The organism is Gemella haemolysans ATCC 10379 (assembly GCF_000173915.1).
Taxonomy (GTDB): Bacteria; Bacillota; Bacilli; order Staphylococcales; family Gemellaceae; genus Gemella; species Gemella haemolysans.
The window spans coordinates 345,723-359,858 of record NZ_ACDZ02000014.1 but is presented as its reverse complement, the minus strand read 5'-3'; the positions used below and the strand labels follow the sequence as shown (position 1 = coordinate 359,858).

The 14,136-nt window shown below is 29.3% G+C and carries 15 protein-coding genes and 1 pseudogene; 2 read left to right on the top strand and 14 right to left on the bottom strand.

The genetic code is table 11. The features are described 5' to 3' along the window. A complete protein-coding gene (locus GEMHA0001_RS07300; RefSeq protein ID WP_248657388.1) occupies positions 1 to 1,554 on the bottom strand; it encodes an ATP-binding protein in 1,554 nt (517 codons plus the stop codon). Positions 1,555 to 1,975: 421 nt separating this feature from the next. Here GEMHA0001_RS07300 and GEMHA0001_RS07295 point away from each other — a divergent pair, with 421 nt between their 5' ends. Continuing rightward, a complete protein-coding gene (locus GEMHA0001_RS07295; RefSeq protein ID WP_003144967.1) occupies positions 1,976 to 3,382 on the top strand; it encodes an APC family permease in 1,407 nt (468 codons plus the stop codon). 213 nt (positions 3,383 to 3,595) lie between these two features. Next, positions 3,596 to 5,821 carry a hypothetical protein gene (locus GEMHA0001_RS07290; RefSeq protein ID WP_003145282.1) on the top strand — a complete coding sequence of 742 codons (2,226 nt, stop codon included), beginning with the start codon at positions 3,596 to 3,598 and terminating at the stop codon, positions 5,819 to 5,821. Between the two features lie 100 nt (positions 5,822 to 5,921). Here GEMHA0001_RS07290 and trxB read toward each other — a convergent pair whose 3' ends face one another. The 13 genes and pseudogenes from trxB to comGC all read right to left on the bottom strand — a co-directional run bounded on the left by trxB (position 5,922) and on the right by comGC (position 14,130). Next, complete coding sequence (gene trxB / locus GEMHA0001_RS07285; protein ID WP_003145546.1) at positions 5,922 to 6,845, bottom strand: thioredoxin-disulfide reductase; 924 nt, start codon at positions 6,843 to 6,845, stop codon at positions 5,922 to 5,924. Between the two features lie 17 nt (positions 6,846 to 6,862). Further along, positions 6,863 to 7,666, bottom strand: a complete 804-nt coding sequence (gene lgt, locus GEMHA0001_RS07280; RefSeq protein WP_003145001.1) for a prolipoprotein diacylglyceryl transferase — start codon at positions 7,664 to 7,666, stop codon at positions 6,863 to 6,865. Between the two features lies 1 nt (position 7,667). Next, positions 7,668 to 8,612: pseudogene (gene hprK / locus GEMHA0001_RS07275) on the bottom strand (HPr(Ser) kinase/phosphatase). Positions 8,613 to 8,627: 15 nt separating this feature from the next. Beyond that, complete coding sequence (locus GEMHA0001_RS07270) at positions 8,628 to 8,987, bottom strand: phage holin family protein (protein ID WP_233445900.1); 360 nt, start codon at positions 8,985 to 8,987, stop codon at positions 8,628 to 8,630. Positions 8,988 to 9,253: 266 nt separating this feature from the next. Continuing rightward, a complete protein-coding gene (locus tag GEMHA0001_RS07265; protein ID WP_003145126.1) occupies positions 9,254 to 10,180 on the bottom strand; it encodes a manganese-dependent inorganic pyrophosphatase in 927 nt (308 codons plus the stop codon). A 78-nt stretch (positions 10,181 to 10,258) separates the two neighbouring features. Beyond that, positions 10,259 to 10,747: a peptide-methionine (S)-S-oxide reductase MsrA gene (gene msrA / locus GEMHA0001_RS07260; protein WP_003145646.1), complete on the bottom strand. Its 489-nt coding sequence runs from the start codon at positions 10,745 to 10,747 to the stop codon at positions 10,259 to 10,261. A gap of 240 nt (positions 10,748 to 10,987) precedes the next feature. Beyond that, positions 10,988 to 11,890: a YihY/virulence factor BrkB family protein gene (locus GEMHA0001_RS07255; protein WP_003144862.1), complete on the bottom strand. Its 903-nt coding sequence runs from the start codon at positions 11,888 to 11,890 to the stop codon at positions 10,988 to 10,990. A 2-nt stretch (positions 11,891 to 11,892) separates the two neighbouring features. Further along, positions 11,893 to 12,144 (bottom strand): hypothetical protein, encoded by a 252-nt coding sequence (locus GEMHA0001_RS07250; RefSeq protein WP_003145459.1) that lies wholly within the window; start codon positions 12,142 to 12,144, stop codon positions 11,893 to 11,895. A gap of 191 nt (positions 12,145 to 12,335) precedes the next feature. Then, complete coding sequence (locus GEMHA0001_RS07245) at positions 12,336 to 12,548, bottom strand: hypothetical protein (RefSeq protein ID WP_233445899.1); 213 nt, start codon at positions 12,546 to 12,548, stop codon at positions 12,336 to 12,338. Next, positions 12,532 to 13,131, bottom strand: a complete 600-nt coding sequence (locus GEMHA0001_RS07240) for a prepilin-type N-terminal cleavage/methylation domain-containing protein (protein WP_050767700.1) — start codon at positions 13,129 to 13,131, stop codon at positions 12,532 to 12,534. The genes GEMHA0001_RS07245 and GEMHA0001_RS07240 overlap by 17 nt, the downstream gene beginning before the upstream one ends. Beyond that, positions 13,109 to 13,393, bottom strand: a complete 285-nt coding sequence (locus GEMHA0001_RS07235) for a type II secretion system protein (RefSeq protein WP_003145638.1) — start codon at positions 13,391 to 13,393, stop codon at positions 13,109 to 13,111. The genes GEMHA0001_RS07240 and GEMHA0001_RS07235 overlap by 23 nt, the downstream gene beginning before the upstream one ends. Next, positions 13,383 to 13,823, bottom strand: coding sequence for a prepilin-type N-terminal cleavage/methylation domain-containing protein (locus GEMHA0001_RS07230; protein WP_040464460.1), 441 nt, complete (start codon positions 13,821 to 13,823; stop codon positions 13,383 to 13,385). The genes GEMHA0001_RS07235 and GEMHA0001_RS07230 overlap by 11 nt, the downstream gene beginning before the upstream one ends. Beyond that, entirely contained in the window at positions 13,798 to 14,130 is a 333-nt protein-coding gene (gene comGC / locus GEMHA0001_RS07225; protein WP_003144973.1) for a competence type IV pilus major pilin ComGC, read from the bottom strand. Before comGC ends, GEMHA0001_RS07230 begins: the two co-directional genes overlap by 26 nt. Positions 14,131 to 14,136: the final 6 nt, after the last annotated feature.

Here is a 14,136-nt window from a genome sequence, read left to right as displayed (position 1 = left end):
TTATTCCTCCTCGATTGGTATCTCTATTGTAAATTTTGTTTTGCCTACTTCGCTTTCCACGTCTATTAAACCATTATATTTTTTCACAATAGTGTCAACGGCATTTAATCCGTATCCTCTGTTTTCCCCTTTAGTTGAATATCCTCTTTCAAATACATTCTCCAGTATATCCTTACTAATTCCACAGCCATTATCATACACATTACATAATAGTATATTTTCATCTGTATTTAGGTATAAGTAAACAACAATTTTCCCATCTTCTTTTTCCCCTATAGATTCCATTGAGTTGTCTATAAGTACTCCTAAAATTATTAAAAGTTCATTAAATAGTTCATCTAAACCTTCTTGATTTAGAATCATTGAATCTGAATCAATTAATAACGATATATTTTTTTGTTTAGCTTCTCTTACTTTTGCTAGTAAAAAACCTGCTATTGCTGGTACTTTAATACTCTCAGATATGTATCCAATTTTATCATGATAGTCATCTTTTAGATAAGTGATAAATTTTTGAACCTCATCATAAGACTTCATCTCAATTAAACCATGTAGTACATGCAATTTATTCATAAAGTGATGACTCTGTTCTCGAAGGCTATCGTTATATTTTTCTGTACCGCTTAATTCTGTGATTAATTTTTTCATTTCACTTTGGTCACGTAGTGTAACTACAGCACCATATAACTTACCATTTTGATAGATTACATTTCTATTAACTAGAACTTCGATGTAATTTAGAACTATCACTTCATCTCTACTTTGAAGATTTTCTTCGATTATACTCTTGAAGAAAATTTCATACATCTGATCAGGAATTTTCTTACCTTTTTTAACTTTAGAATACCCTGCTTTATCCAATATTTGATTAGCACTACTATTCTTAACGATAACTTTCTTATCTATATTTATTGCTATAATTCCTTCGGAAACATGATCGGATATAAGATTTTTCTCTATATAATTGTATGCTATTTCTTCTGGTTCATAGTTTAACAATATACGCTTAAGTCGTCTATTATACACTACTGCTAACGTAATTGCAACTGCTATACCTATCAATAATCCAAATAATATTTTTTCTTGTGAATGTAGTATTTGTTTTTTTACTGTTTCTTTAGTATATCCTACACACACAACACCAATATTTTCACCATTTTCATCTTTTATTGCTGTGAAAAATCTAAGTCCGTCTCCCAGAACACCACTTTGCTTACTATAGTGATCTCCAGATTGGAATGTCGAACTAATATCTTCTATATTAGAAAATTTTTCACCAACAAATTCATTTATTGGATGACTGTATCTTGTAAAAGTATCATCCGTGATAACTACAAAGTCGGTTCCTGTTTCTTCCAATACTCTATTAGCATATTCTTGAATTCCCTTGGTTCTCCTGTGATGTTTTACATCGTCTATGACACCTTTATCATTAGCTACCACCTTTGCAGTTGAATATATTTTTTGACGAATAATCTCATCTTCTCGGTTTTTTATATATTCCGTAACAAAAAATGAAGTTACTAATAATGAAACTACTACAAGACCTGTCATTATCACCATTAACCTAGTTAATGATTTATGTTTTTTCCTCACTCCTTTATCACCCCTTATCATTTATAAAAATTATCTTTTACATCTGTTTATTATAATTCAAAAATATATGTATTTCAAGTGGTGTCCTCTTTTGTCAACTTTATATATACTTTAAAATATCAAGATTATGTAAATATATTTTCATAATGTAAATTTACATTTTAAATCGTTATCAATTAAAATATTTTCGGAAGTATTTGCATAATTATTGAACACTATGTTTTTATATATATTCTATAAAATAGTATTTTATTTTCAAATAAAAAAATTTTAATTTAATTTATTTTATTTTTACTTGAATAATCATGTAGTATGTGCTAGTATTTTAGTAATGCAATTATGCAGTTATTAGTATATTTTATATTTTAGGAGGTTCTCAATGGAGAGGGATGCAAAAAAAATATTTTGGTACACCCTAGCCTTCATGGCATTCTCAACTGTATGGGCGTTCGGGAATGTCGTTAATGGATACTCTGAATTCGGTGGATTAAAATCTATAGTTTCTTGGGTTTTAATTTTCGTAATTTACTTTATTCCGTATTCATTAATCGTTGGTGAGCTAGGATCTACTTTTAAAGATGCCGGTGGTGGTGTAAGTTCTTGGATTAGTTCTACACATGGTAAACTACTTGCTTATTATACTGGATGGACAATGTGGGTAGTTCACATGCCTTATATTTCTCAAAAACCATCTCGTATTATCGCAGCGTTTAGTTGGACTGTATTTCGTGATAACCGTATTAGTAAAATGGATATCACATACTTACAAATCGCTTCTTTAGTTATCTTCTTAGTTGCTTTATTCTTAGCAACTCGTGGAGTAAACTTAATTAAGAAAATGGCGATGTTAGCCGGATCTTCAATGTTTATTATGTCATTATTATTTGTAGTTATGGCTATTACAGCACCATCTATTACTGGTGCTAAAACATTTAACATCGATTGGTCATTAGATACATTTATGCCAACATTTGATGTTAAGTATATTACATCTATTGCTATTTTAGTTTTTGCGGTAGGAGGTTGTGAGAAGATTTCACCTTATGTTAATAAGATGAAAAATCCTTCTAAAGACTTTCCTCGTGGAATGATTGCTCTAGTAGTTATGGTTTGTACTACTGCAATTCTTGGGACTTTTGCTCTAGCATTAATGTTCGATACAAATAATATTCCTAAAGACTTACTTACAAATGGAACTTACTATGCTTTCCAAACTTTAGGTAATTACTACGGTGTCGGTAACTTATTCTTAGTTATCTATGCAATCGTTGATTTAATCGGACAAGTTTCTGTTGTTATTATTTCTATCGATGCTCCACTACGTATGTTATTAAGTAGTGCTGACGAGAAATACATTCCTAAGAAATTATTAGTTAAGAACGAAAACGATGTATACGTTAACGGATTAAAACTTGTTGGGGTTATCGTTTCTATCTTACTAATTATCCCAATGTTTGGAATTAAGGAAGTTAATGATTTATTCAGATGGTTAGTTAAACTTAACGCTGTTACAATGCCATTACGTTATCTATGGGTATTCGCAGCATATATATTCTTGAAAAAATCTGCTGAGAAATTCCAATCTGAATACAAATTTGTTAAAAATAAATTTGTAGGTATGGGACTTGGAGCTTGGTGTTTCTTCTTAACTGCTTTTGCTTGTATCTCTGGTATGTACACTCCAGAAAGTACTTTCCAAACAGTTATGAACATTGTAACTCCAATCATTCTACTTTCATTAGGATTAATCATGCCTTACTTAGCTAAAAAATATAATAATAAATAATTATTTTAAGTTACATTAAAATTAATAAGATTCACCACTGAGTTTAACGGCTCAGTGGTTTTTATTTACATGTTTTTAGATAATAACTTAGGATAAAAAGTTTTCTACTAGAATTTTATCTTATATTATTTCTATCATATTACTCCCCTTTTCTTGATTTTCTTTAAAAAACTTTTTATAATATTAATTATAAGATATTAAGGAGAAATGTTTATGACTAAAGATAATAATACTTCCCCAAATAATAAGTTTAATCAAAATAGCGATTATCCAAATAATTATTATAATGGTGAACAAAATACCGAAGAATTTTATCAAAATAATAATCAATATTATAATAATTATGAGGGATATACTGATTATAATACACAGAATAATGATATAAATAATTATAACAATGAAAATTACTATAATTATGACCAAGACTATAATACTAACCAGAATTATAATAACTATAACAATGAATTAAACAATAATAATTATAGTCAAGATGAGCAATATGGAAGTTATGATAATACATATTATAACAACTATAATCAAGGTCAAAATTACAACTTTAATAACCAAAATTACAATCAAAACTACTATAACTATTCTCAAAACAATCAAAATTTTGGTTATGGTGAAAACAACTACAATCAAAATTTTGAGAACTATACTCAAGATTATTCGCAAAATAACTATAATAACGAAAACTATAATCCTCAGACTCTTCAAAATAATTATAATGAACAAAGTTTTGAGAATGATAAGACGTTTGTCTCTCAGTCATATAATCAAAGTAATTATGAGAAACAAAATCTTAATAATTCACACCTAAATAGCAATCAAGAGTTTGAGCAAAACACATACTTTAATAACCAGAATAATGAACAAGAATTCATTAATGATAAGAACATCGTTACTGAACAATATATAAATAACAATTTAGATAATAATAACGTTCAATCTGAACAGTATAATGGCCAGAATAATGATAAAGGAATTTTTGAAACAGTTCCTCCAGTACCGCCTATTAAAAATAATAAATCAGAAGATAATCTTCCTTCTAAGAAAGAAAAGAAATCTAAGAAAAAATTAATAGCAGCTATATCTACTTTACTTGGAATTGTATTATTAGCTGGTGGCGGTTACTATTATTATTCTAAAAAAGCAAAAACTAAAGTTGTTGATGAAAATGAAGTTTATGGATCAATTATTCAAAAATATAAAGCGGCTATTAATAATCCAGATAGTGCTGATAAATCTATTAATACTGAAGCTTTAAAATCTGCTCTAAAAGAGAAGAAAAATGATGATTACATAAAATATGTATTTTACGATATTGATAATAATGGAAGAAAAGAGCTTTTAATTTCTAGAAATGATAAACCTAATAACCCTATCGATATCTACACATTCGATAAGAACAATAAGGTAATTAGATTATTTAATCCTGAAACAATCGATAGAGCTATACTAGATAAACTTGGAGTTGATGGTTCTAATAACAACTCTGGTTCTGCAGTGTTCAAAGATAAAACAATTAGAATTAGAAAATTCGATAAAGATTCAGGAGAATACAATTTCTTAAAATTCTCTAACGATGGAAATAAACTTGAAAAGACTAATGTAATTACGTTCACTGGTTTAGATGTTGATAATAGTAAGTATAAAGACATAACAACTGGAAAAGAATATGATTCTAGAAATTCATTTAATAGTACTTTCCCTCTTCCAGAAATACTGAAATTCGATAATGAAAATTGGAAGTCAGTTAAAAACTTCGGAGAAAAAACTGAAGGTGACAAAAATAACAACAAAAATAAAGCTGATAACAATGAAAATAAAAAACCAGATAATTATGAAAAAGCATATGCCGGTGTTTTAAAAAATTATCAAGATGCCATTAACAAAGGAAAATCTGATAAACAAGATATAAATCCTGTAGCTATTTCTAACTATACGGTTTTTGGAGAAAAACAAGTTGGGAAAAACTTTTTAAACTATGGTTTCTTCGACATTAATGGTGATGGGAAAGATGAACTGTTACTATTTACAGAAGCTAGTAAAGATAAACCAAATGAATATAGTCCAATGGATGTCTATACTCTTGACAAGAATAATAAAGTGGTTCGCATTACACCTGAATTTGTAAATGGCGAAAGAACTACACTATCAATTACTAAAGATAAAGCTTTCCATGTTTATGGTTCAGGTGGTGCAAAAGTTCATGGTTATACATTTTATAAGCTAAATAAAGATGGAACTGCTCTTGAAAAAACTGATGATTTCAGTTTTGATGCTAATGTTAATCCTAAAGAATATGAACGCCACTATCCTGTGGATAAGATTGAAAATATTCCAGTAGATCAATTTAAAGAAAAAGTTATTAATAAAAATAATTATATTAAATTTGATTTTTCTAAACGCAAGAGTATCTTTGACTTTAAAGAATAAAATTAAATAAAATTAGAACTGTGGATTTTAATTAAATTCACAGTTCTATTTTATAAAAAAAGAGGTTTTAATTAACCTCTCTTTCTTATTATAATAATTATTATTCTAAACCTTCTACAAAGCTATAAGCACTTTGTGCTGCTATAGCTCCATCAGATGCTGCTGTGATTACTTGACGGATTTCTTTTTCACGTACATCTCCAGCTGCAAAAATACCAGGTACTGATGTTTCTAATTTTTCATTAGTTGGGATATATCCAGCTTCATTAGTAATTCCTAAATCTCTGAAATCTTGAGTTTGTGGTAACATACCAACATAGATGAATACTCCATCAGCTTTAATAGAACTTTCTTCACCAGTTTTTACATTTCTTATTTCAATTGAAGAAACTTTTCTTTCACCTTTAATTTCGTAGGCAACACTATCCCAAACGAATTCGATATTTTCTTTAGCGAATGCTCTATCTTGTAGAATTTTTTGTGCGCGTAGTTCATCACGTCTGTGAACGATAGTTACTTTAGCAGCTAGGTTAGATAAGTATAAAGCTTCTTCTACAGCTGAATCTCCTCCACCGATAACTACTACTTCTTTATTTCTAAAGAATGCACCATCACAAACTGCACAATAACTTACACCTTTTCCTGAAAATTGTTCTTCCCCAGGAACATCAAGGTTTTTATGTTCTGATCCTGTTGCAATTATGATTGATTTCGCTACGTATTCTTTTTCACCTGCAACTACATATTTAAGTCCGTCTCTAACTCCAACTTCTGTTATGTTTCCAAAACCAAATTCTGTACCGAATTTTTTAGAGTGTTCAAACATTTTTTCTGATAGTTCAGGTCCTGTAATCATTTCATATCCAGTATAGTTCTCAATTTCTTCAGTTGATAACATTTGACCTCCTGGATATTTTCTTTCTAGCATCAATACTGACATATTCGCACGTGATGCATAGATTGAAGCAGTCATCCCTGCAGGTCCTGCTCCTACAATAATTAGGTCATAAATTTTTTCTGACATATTTTCCACCTTCTTTATTATGATTCTCTATACAAAATCTTCTTATCTTTATATTTTGTATTAAGCACTATTAAGTATATCAAACTTCCTATCACAAATACTAATGAAAGGACTTGAGAAACTCTCAAGCTTCCTAGATATAGTGAATCTGTTCTCATTCCTTCAACGATGAATCTCTCTACTCCATATAAGATTAAGTATGCAGCAAAGACTTCACTTTGTGCTAGTTTATTTCTTATTAATAGAAGTATTACAAGTGCAATAAAACACCATAAACTTTCATATAGGAATGTTGGTTGACGGTAAGCTCCATCAATATACATATTTTCTATAATAAAGTTTGGAATAAATCTATCTTGCAGATATTGTTGACTAACTGCTTCACCGTATGCTTCATGGTTGAAAAAGTTCCCCCAACGCCCTAGCATTTGTCCCACTAGTAAACTTGGCGCTATTATATCTAATAGCTTGATAATTTTTATCCCTCTTCTTCTTGCAAAAAAGTATAACACTACAAATCCACCAATTAAACCACCGTATATTGCTATTCCACCATCCCAAATGGCTATCATACTAGCAAAATCGCCTTTGTAAAATTCCCATCTGAATATTACGTAGTACGCACGAGCAAAGATAAACGCTATAGGTAAAGCTATTAGCAATAGATCTAACATTGTATCTTTTTTTAACCCTCTTTTTGTAGCTTCTTTATCAGCAAGGTAGTATGCAAAAAATACAGTAGTCGCTATAATAATTCCGTACCAATATACTGGTTTTGTAAATAAGTGAAAGGCGATTGGATCTAAGTAACCTAATATCATATTATTCCACCCCATTATTCATATTATTTCTTTTTATTTCTTCTGCTAATCGTGATGTAAAATCTTTAGCTGTGTTAATTCCCATTCGATTTAATCTATAGTTCATAGCAGCAGATTCTATAATGATTGCAACATTTCGTCCAGGTCTTACTGGAATTGTTTTCTTCTCAATTTTTGAATTTAGAATTTCTTTACTTTCATCACCTAAACCAATTCTATCGTATTGTTTTTGATCATTCCATGTTTCTAAGTGAATATTTAACTGTAATCTCTTATCACTACGTACTGCCCCTGTACCAAATAATGTCATTACATTAATAATTCCTAATCCACGAATCTCTAATAAATGCTTGATTAAAGTAGATTCGCAACTTCCGATTAAGAATCCTTTTTCTATTTCTCTAATATCTACTCTATCATCAGCTACTAAACGGTGCCCACGTTTTATAAGTTCTAACGCTATTTCACTCTTACCAATTCCACTTTCTCCTGTTAATAGGACTCCAATACCGTAAACTTCAATAAATACTCCATGAACTGAAGTTGTAGGTGCAAATACTCTTCTAAGGTGATTGGAAATATTCCCCATCAATTTCGTAGTATCTTGTCTACATCTTAATACTGGTGTATCGTATTTATTAGCTGCATCTATTAATTCCTCTGGAACTTCTAATTCTCTAGATATTATAATACATGGAGTTACACGCGTACATAACATGCGCATTCTTGATTTTTTCTCAACATCCGGAATTAATTTAAAGAATGATAATTCGCTTGTCCCAAGAATTTGAATTCAAACTGGTGAATAGTGAGAAAAATACCCTGCAAGTTGTAATGCTGGACGAGATAACTCGTCTGTTGTGATTTCTCTATCTAATCCTTTTTCACCACTTATTACTTCTAGATTCAATTTTTCAGCAAGCTCTCTTGTTGTAATTTTTGGCATAATTTTTTTCCTTTTTTATTTCTTTTTAAATGTTTTTATTATTATCGTTCTTTGTTCAGTTTTAAATATAAAATTAAAAATTTTAATCGCAATTACTAAACCTATTGCTGTCCAAAACGATACTATCTCAAAATGTGGTGCCAATATATAAGAAACTGAATAAACTAATATAGTCCTTACTAATAATGAAAATAGTCCTAAACTAAATATTGTTATTATTACAGTAACTATCAATAGTGGTCTAACTAATGTGAATAATATTGTAATCAGTAAAGCTCCAAGGAAACCATATATTGGATGATCAATTTTTAGCTTTCCTTGTGTTAAACCTGCAAATGCTATTACAACTAACGTGTTTACAATAATCTTCTTCAAAAAGGGCAAATATATTGCTTTAAATGTATCCATATATTTCCTTTCGATTGCTATTTTATATAAATTAGAAAAGGAGTGACTCAAAAATCGTGATTTCGGAGAAATCGATTTTGTCGAGTCACCCCCGCATAGTTTATTAGATCTCTAAAAGTTTTTATAATAGAAATTTAGATATTAATAAACCACTACGACTATGCGTTTTTATATAAACTTTTAAAGTTGAGAACTTTTGGATTAGTCTCTTTTTAAAGTTTATTTTTTAAAAATTATTTTGAAAACTCTTCAGTAATTTGAGGAACTACTTGTTTTTTACGTGATACAACACCTTCAAGTGTCATAAAGTCATTTTCTAGAGTTTTTCCAAATGCCGCTGCAACTTTATCTTGTTTTTCACCTAATACTAGTACTTCTGAATCTGAAGTTAAGATATTAGTGATTACAAATACATATGCTGCTAATCCTTTTGAAGATAATTCTGCTTTGATTGCCGCTTCTAATTCTTCTTTTCTGTCGGCTACTTCGTTAGCATCAACTGTGTTAATTTGTGCAACTACAAGTTTATCTGCTCCTAAAACGAATTCTTTAGCATCAAGAGAAATTAGAGTTTCTGCTGTTTTATCAGTTGTTGATGCACCAGCTTTAAGCATAGCAAGACCATACTCTTGTGCATCTACTTCTGCAATTTTTGCTAATTCTTCAGCTGCAACTTTATCTTGTAAAGTACATGTTGGAGATTTGAATAATAATGAATCAGAGATAATAGCTGATAACATTAATCCTGCCATTTGTTTGTCGATGTTAACATTTTGCTCTTCATAGATTTTTTTTAAGATTGTAGCTGTACATCCTAATGGCTCAGCACGGTAATATAATGGTGCAGCTGTTTCAAAGTTTGCGATACGGTGGTGATCGATTACTTCACGAACAACAGCTTTTTCGATTCCATTAGCTGATTGTTGAAATTCATTGTGGTCAACTAAGATAACGTGTTGTCCTTCTGCTACTTCCTCTACTAAACGTGGTAAACGTACGTTAAAGTATTCTAAAGCGTATTTTGTTTCATCGTTAATTTCACCAAGTCTTACAGCTTCAGTATCCATTCCTTGTAATCTTTTTAAATTGTTATAAACGATACTTGAACAAATTGTATCAGTATCTGGATTTTTGTGTCCGAAAATTAAAATGTTTGTCATTTTCTAACTCCTTGTTTTTATTTATACTTACTTATATTTTACCTTTTTTTAGTAATTATTTCAAACTTATTTTGAAAATTACAAGCTTTTTTTCGCTAAACTTAAATCTACATGGCAATATCCTGTAGGGTTCTTCTCAAGGTATTTTTGATGATATTCTTCTGCGTCGATATAGTTATTTACCGCTTCTACTTCTACAGCAATTTTCTTGGTATAATTTTTTTGAAGTTCTTCTATAAAGTTAACTACTTCTTCTCTTGTTTCTTCGTCTACATAGTAAATTCCTGTTCTATATTGACGTCCTCTATCTCCACCTTGTTTATTGATGCTTACTGGATCAATAATTCTGAAATAGTGACGTAATACATCATTTAATGGTAGTACTGAATTATCATATTTTAAATAAATAACCTCAGCATGGTCTGTTGTTTTAATTTGTTGATAAGTAGTTTCTGCTGTTTGTCCATTGCTGTAACCAACTTTTGTAGTAATTACTCCATCAAGTTGTGCAAAGTAACCTTCAACCCCCCAGAAACATCCTCCTGCTAGATAAATTTCTTTTTCCATAGTATGACCTCTCAATCTTTAATCAATCTTCTTAATTAAGTATCTACAATTATACTATAAAACACTTTCTTTTTATATAATTCTGCCTATATTTCAACTGAACTGTAAGAAAATCAAAATAATTTAATACAAAATTCTGCAAAACAAAAAACAAGCACAATTTTTTGCGCTTGCTTTTAAATATGATCTACTTAATATTGTAAAGATCTTATAAGCTAAATTCAGTTTCAATATTATCTTCTATTCTGTCGTATGAGTTTCTTCAAATACTCTATGTTCTACTTTATAATTATGGAAAATCGCATTAATTTCCGCACCGATAATTAATATATATCCTGTAATATATAGCCAAAGTATGAATGCCATAAAGGCTCCGATTGTTCCATAAGTTTTTATATAACTTGAAAAATGATCAATATAGTACCCAAATAATCTACTGACTATTGTCCATGATAATGTTGCAAACAACGCTCCTGGTAGTATACTAATAGCTTTTAGTTTCAAGTTAGGCCCCATAGTATATAGGAACACGAAGACGAAGAATATAAAAAGTAATGGTAATGTATAATTTATTACAGACCATAAGTTATAGAATCCTTGATCCAGATTAAATTTATGGAATAAGATGTATGTAAGTTGTTTTCCAAATACGATTAAAGCCAATGCAAGAAACATACCTACTAAGAACAATGCTGTTAAGATTACGCTTATTATTTTAGTAACAATCCATATTCTTCCATCACGTACTCTAAATGCATTATTAAATGCTATAATTATTCCATAAATACCACTAGATGCTGACCAAAGTGTGAAAACAATCCCCACTGTGATAATCGTGTTATTCTTATTATTTAAGACTTCTGAAATCATATCAAAAAGATAATTACCAAGGTCCCCTGGTGCATAGTTTTGAATCTTCTCTAATAAAAATTGTTGATCAATTTTAAAATATGGCGTCAAGGCCAAGGCTACAATTAGCATTGGGAATAAAGATAAGATAAAATAATAACTTAAATTTGCAGAAAGTAATGATATTTCATCATACATAAGACGATAATACATTTCTTTTACAAATTTCTTAATAGTTAATTTACCTTTCGGATTATCTTCATAAAATGAATAATTTTTTTCTGGTATAAACATAACTATAATATATATTTAGCTACTGTTTTAGCTGCTTTATAGTACATCGGTAATGAAGAAACAGAGAATAAGTTTAAACTCCCAACAGGAAACTTAGATTTTTCTGATACAATATATCCTTGTTCTTCTAAATACTTTTTAGCTTCTTCTACTTTTTCACGTTCTTCTGAACTAAGATTTTCTTTTTTATGAAATACAGTAGCTGCTGCAAGTGCTCCAGCACCTACTAGACCCAATAATAATTTCTTACCCATTTATATCTCCTTTAAATTTAGTTTCAATTTTTGTCAATATAGTACTATTTTAAACTATTTGATAAAACAAAGCAACAATTAATATATCTTTTAAGACATCAATACGAATTTCTTTTTTTATTTATAAGTTATTTTCCAAATAATTTAGTCCATCCTAAAATCCAATTTGGAAAATAGAATGGACCTAACTATTATTTAGATTTATTATTTTCTTTTAGTTGCTGTGTTATTTGTTTATCGTAATAGTCATTTAAGCTTTTTATTGTATACATTTTATTAATGTAAATCCCCATAATACTAAATATAACCGTTATTACTAACAAAGTTACAAGTAAGGATGCTACTATCGCATTTGCTTTTTTATGTTCTTTTATTATATTCATCGTACTAACTTCCTTCCTCATTGTTAGTAATTGGTTTTATTTTTTCTATTTCTGCATTATCCTTAGGATGTTTTTCTGTATCTTTCTTTGCCTTCTCTTCTTTTTCTTTCTTCTCTTTCTCTTCTTGGGCTTTTTCTTTATCTGTTTTTTCATCTTTTATCTTTAGAAACATATCTCGTTCATGATTATTTTTATCTACGATTAGTATATGTATAGTTTCATCCTCAACAGATAATGTATATCCCTTGATATGTTTTAGTAGAAGAATATATCCAGCAAAGTCATTAGAATTTTTAAACTTGTCCATGTAGATTTGATTATCATTGAAATTTATCCTTACATCTTCTGAATCATCTTTACTTTTCATTATAATATAATGTTTTTCTTGAGTGACTTTTGCACTATTATTGTATGTCTGTAGTATTTTTCTGTGGGCCAAGGCATATTCATAATTTGAATAGTCTAAAAATCTTTTCGAGGTGTTTATTGTAGTCTGTAATATTAGCATAAGTAGTAAGGTTAGGATTACTAATAAGAATAAAGATACTGTCAATTCCAGCAAGGTGAATCCCTGTTTAAATTTAGCTATAACTGATCTTTTCACCAGTCTCTTCATCCTCAATTCTTGCTGAATTCCCACTCACACTTATATAATAATTCTTTCTCTTTGTAGTGAAATTTTTATCCTTATAATGACTACAAATTTCTTCATACAATATCTCTCTCATCTCTAATTCTTTTTCAGTTTTGTAAAGATTAGAATATTGCCTTACCATATTCGGTATTAAAAATACAAATAGCAATGAACAAATAAATAAAGATCCTATCAGTTCTATAAAAGTAAATCCTTTTTTATTATATTTCATCTAGTGTCACATATCCTGTATCTAAATGAACTATTATTCGATATAAACTATTATCAAACTTTACATCGACGGTGTTCGCTTTAGATATTAGATTTCCTCTCCAATACTCGAATTTCACTGAAGCTGCACCAAGTTTTGCTTTACCATTTTTACGTATTTTCTTCCAATACTTCTGACCATCATATAAAACTGCGTACTCATCATCACTTGAAAAGAAGGTGATATAAGATCTATCCTTACCTAAGCTCTTAGTTTGAATAGTATAAATTTCTGACACTAGCTCATTAACAGCTAATCTCTCCTGATATTTCTCATAAGTATTTATAGAGATTCTTGATAAGATTATCACAATAATACTAACTATCATTAACACGGCTATCATCTCTACCAAAGAGAATCCATTTCTATTTTTGAAGTGTTGCTTTACCATTTGCTATTACTATTTTCTTACCATTAGGTGCTGTACTAGCTTTATCTGCAGGGCCATCTAAATAATGTTTTTCAACTAGTTTTTCAAATGTAACATCTTTATCATTTTCATTAATTTCATAAGCAGTAACTTGTGATTGTACTGTTTTTTCATATGCTTCTGAACTTTTATCTTTAGCTGTGTCTATATTCTTAGTAATATTAGGGATTATAAGAATTAATAGAATTGCGATTATAAAGAGTACGATTAACATCTCTATAAGTGTAAATGCATCTTTGTTTTTAAACTTTTGAATAATTTTTTTCATAATTCC

Coding starts and splice junctions, on each gene's coding strand:
- GEMHA0001_RS07300 (WP_248657388.1), bottom strand. CDS start 1,554: ATGACAGGTCTTGTAGTAGTTTCATTATTAGTAACTTCATTTTTTGTT.
- GEMHA0001_RS07295 (WP_003144967.1), top strand. CDS start 1,976: ATGGAGAGGGATGCAAAAAAAATATTTTGGTACACCCTAGCCTTCATG.
- GEMHA0001_RS07290 (WP_003145282.1), top strand. CDS start 3,596: ATGACTAAAGATAATAATACTTCCCCAAATAATAAGTTTAATCAAAAT.
- trxB (WP_003145546.1), bottom strand. CDS start 6,845: ATGTCAGAAAAAATTTATGACCTAATTATTGTAGGAGCAGGACCTGCA.
- lgt (WP_003145001.1), bottom strand. CDS start 7,666: ATGATATTAGGTTACTTAGATCCAATCGCCTTTCACTTATTTACAAAA.
- GEMHA0001_RS07265 (WP_003145126.1), bottom strand. CDS start 10,180: ATGACAAACATTTTAATTTTCGGACACAAAAATCCAGATACTGATACA.
- msrA (WP_003145646.1), bottom strand. CDS start 10,747: ATGGAAAAAGAAATTTATCTAGCAGGAGGATGTTTCTGGGGGGTTGAA.
- GEMHA0001_RS07255 (WP_003144862.1), bottom strand. CDS start 11,890: ATGTTTATACCAGAAAAAAATTATTCATTTTATGAAGATAATCCGAAA.
- GEMHA0001_RS07250 (WP_003145459.1), bottom strand. CDS start 12,144: ATGGGTAAGAAATTATTATTGGGTCTAGTAGGTGCTGGAGCACTTGCA.
- GEMHA0001_RS07245 (WP_233445899.1), bottom strand. CDS start 12,548: ATGAGGAAGGAAGTTAGTACGATGAATATAATAAAAGAACATAAAAAA.
- GEMHA0001_RS07235 (WP_003145638.1), bottom strand. CDS start 13,393: ATGAAATATAATAAAAAAGGATTTACTTTTATAGAACTGATAGGATCT.
- GEMHA0001_RS07230 (WP_040464460.1), bottom strand. CDS start 13,823: ATGGTAAAGCAACACTTCAAAAATAGAAATGGATTCTCTTTGGTAGAG.
- comGC (WP_003144973.1), bottom strand. CDS start 14,130: ATGAAAAAAATTATTCAAAAGTTTAAAAACAAAGATGCATTTACACTT.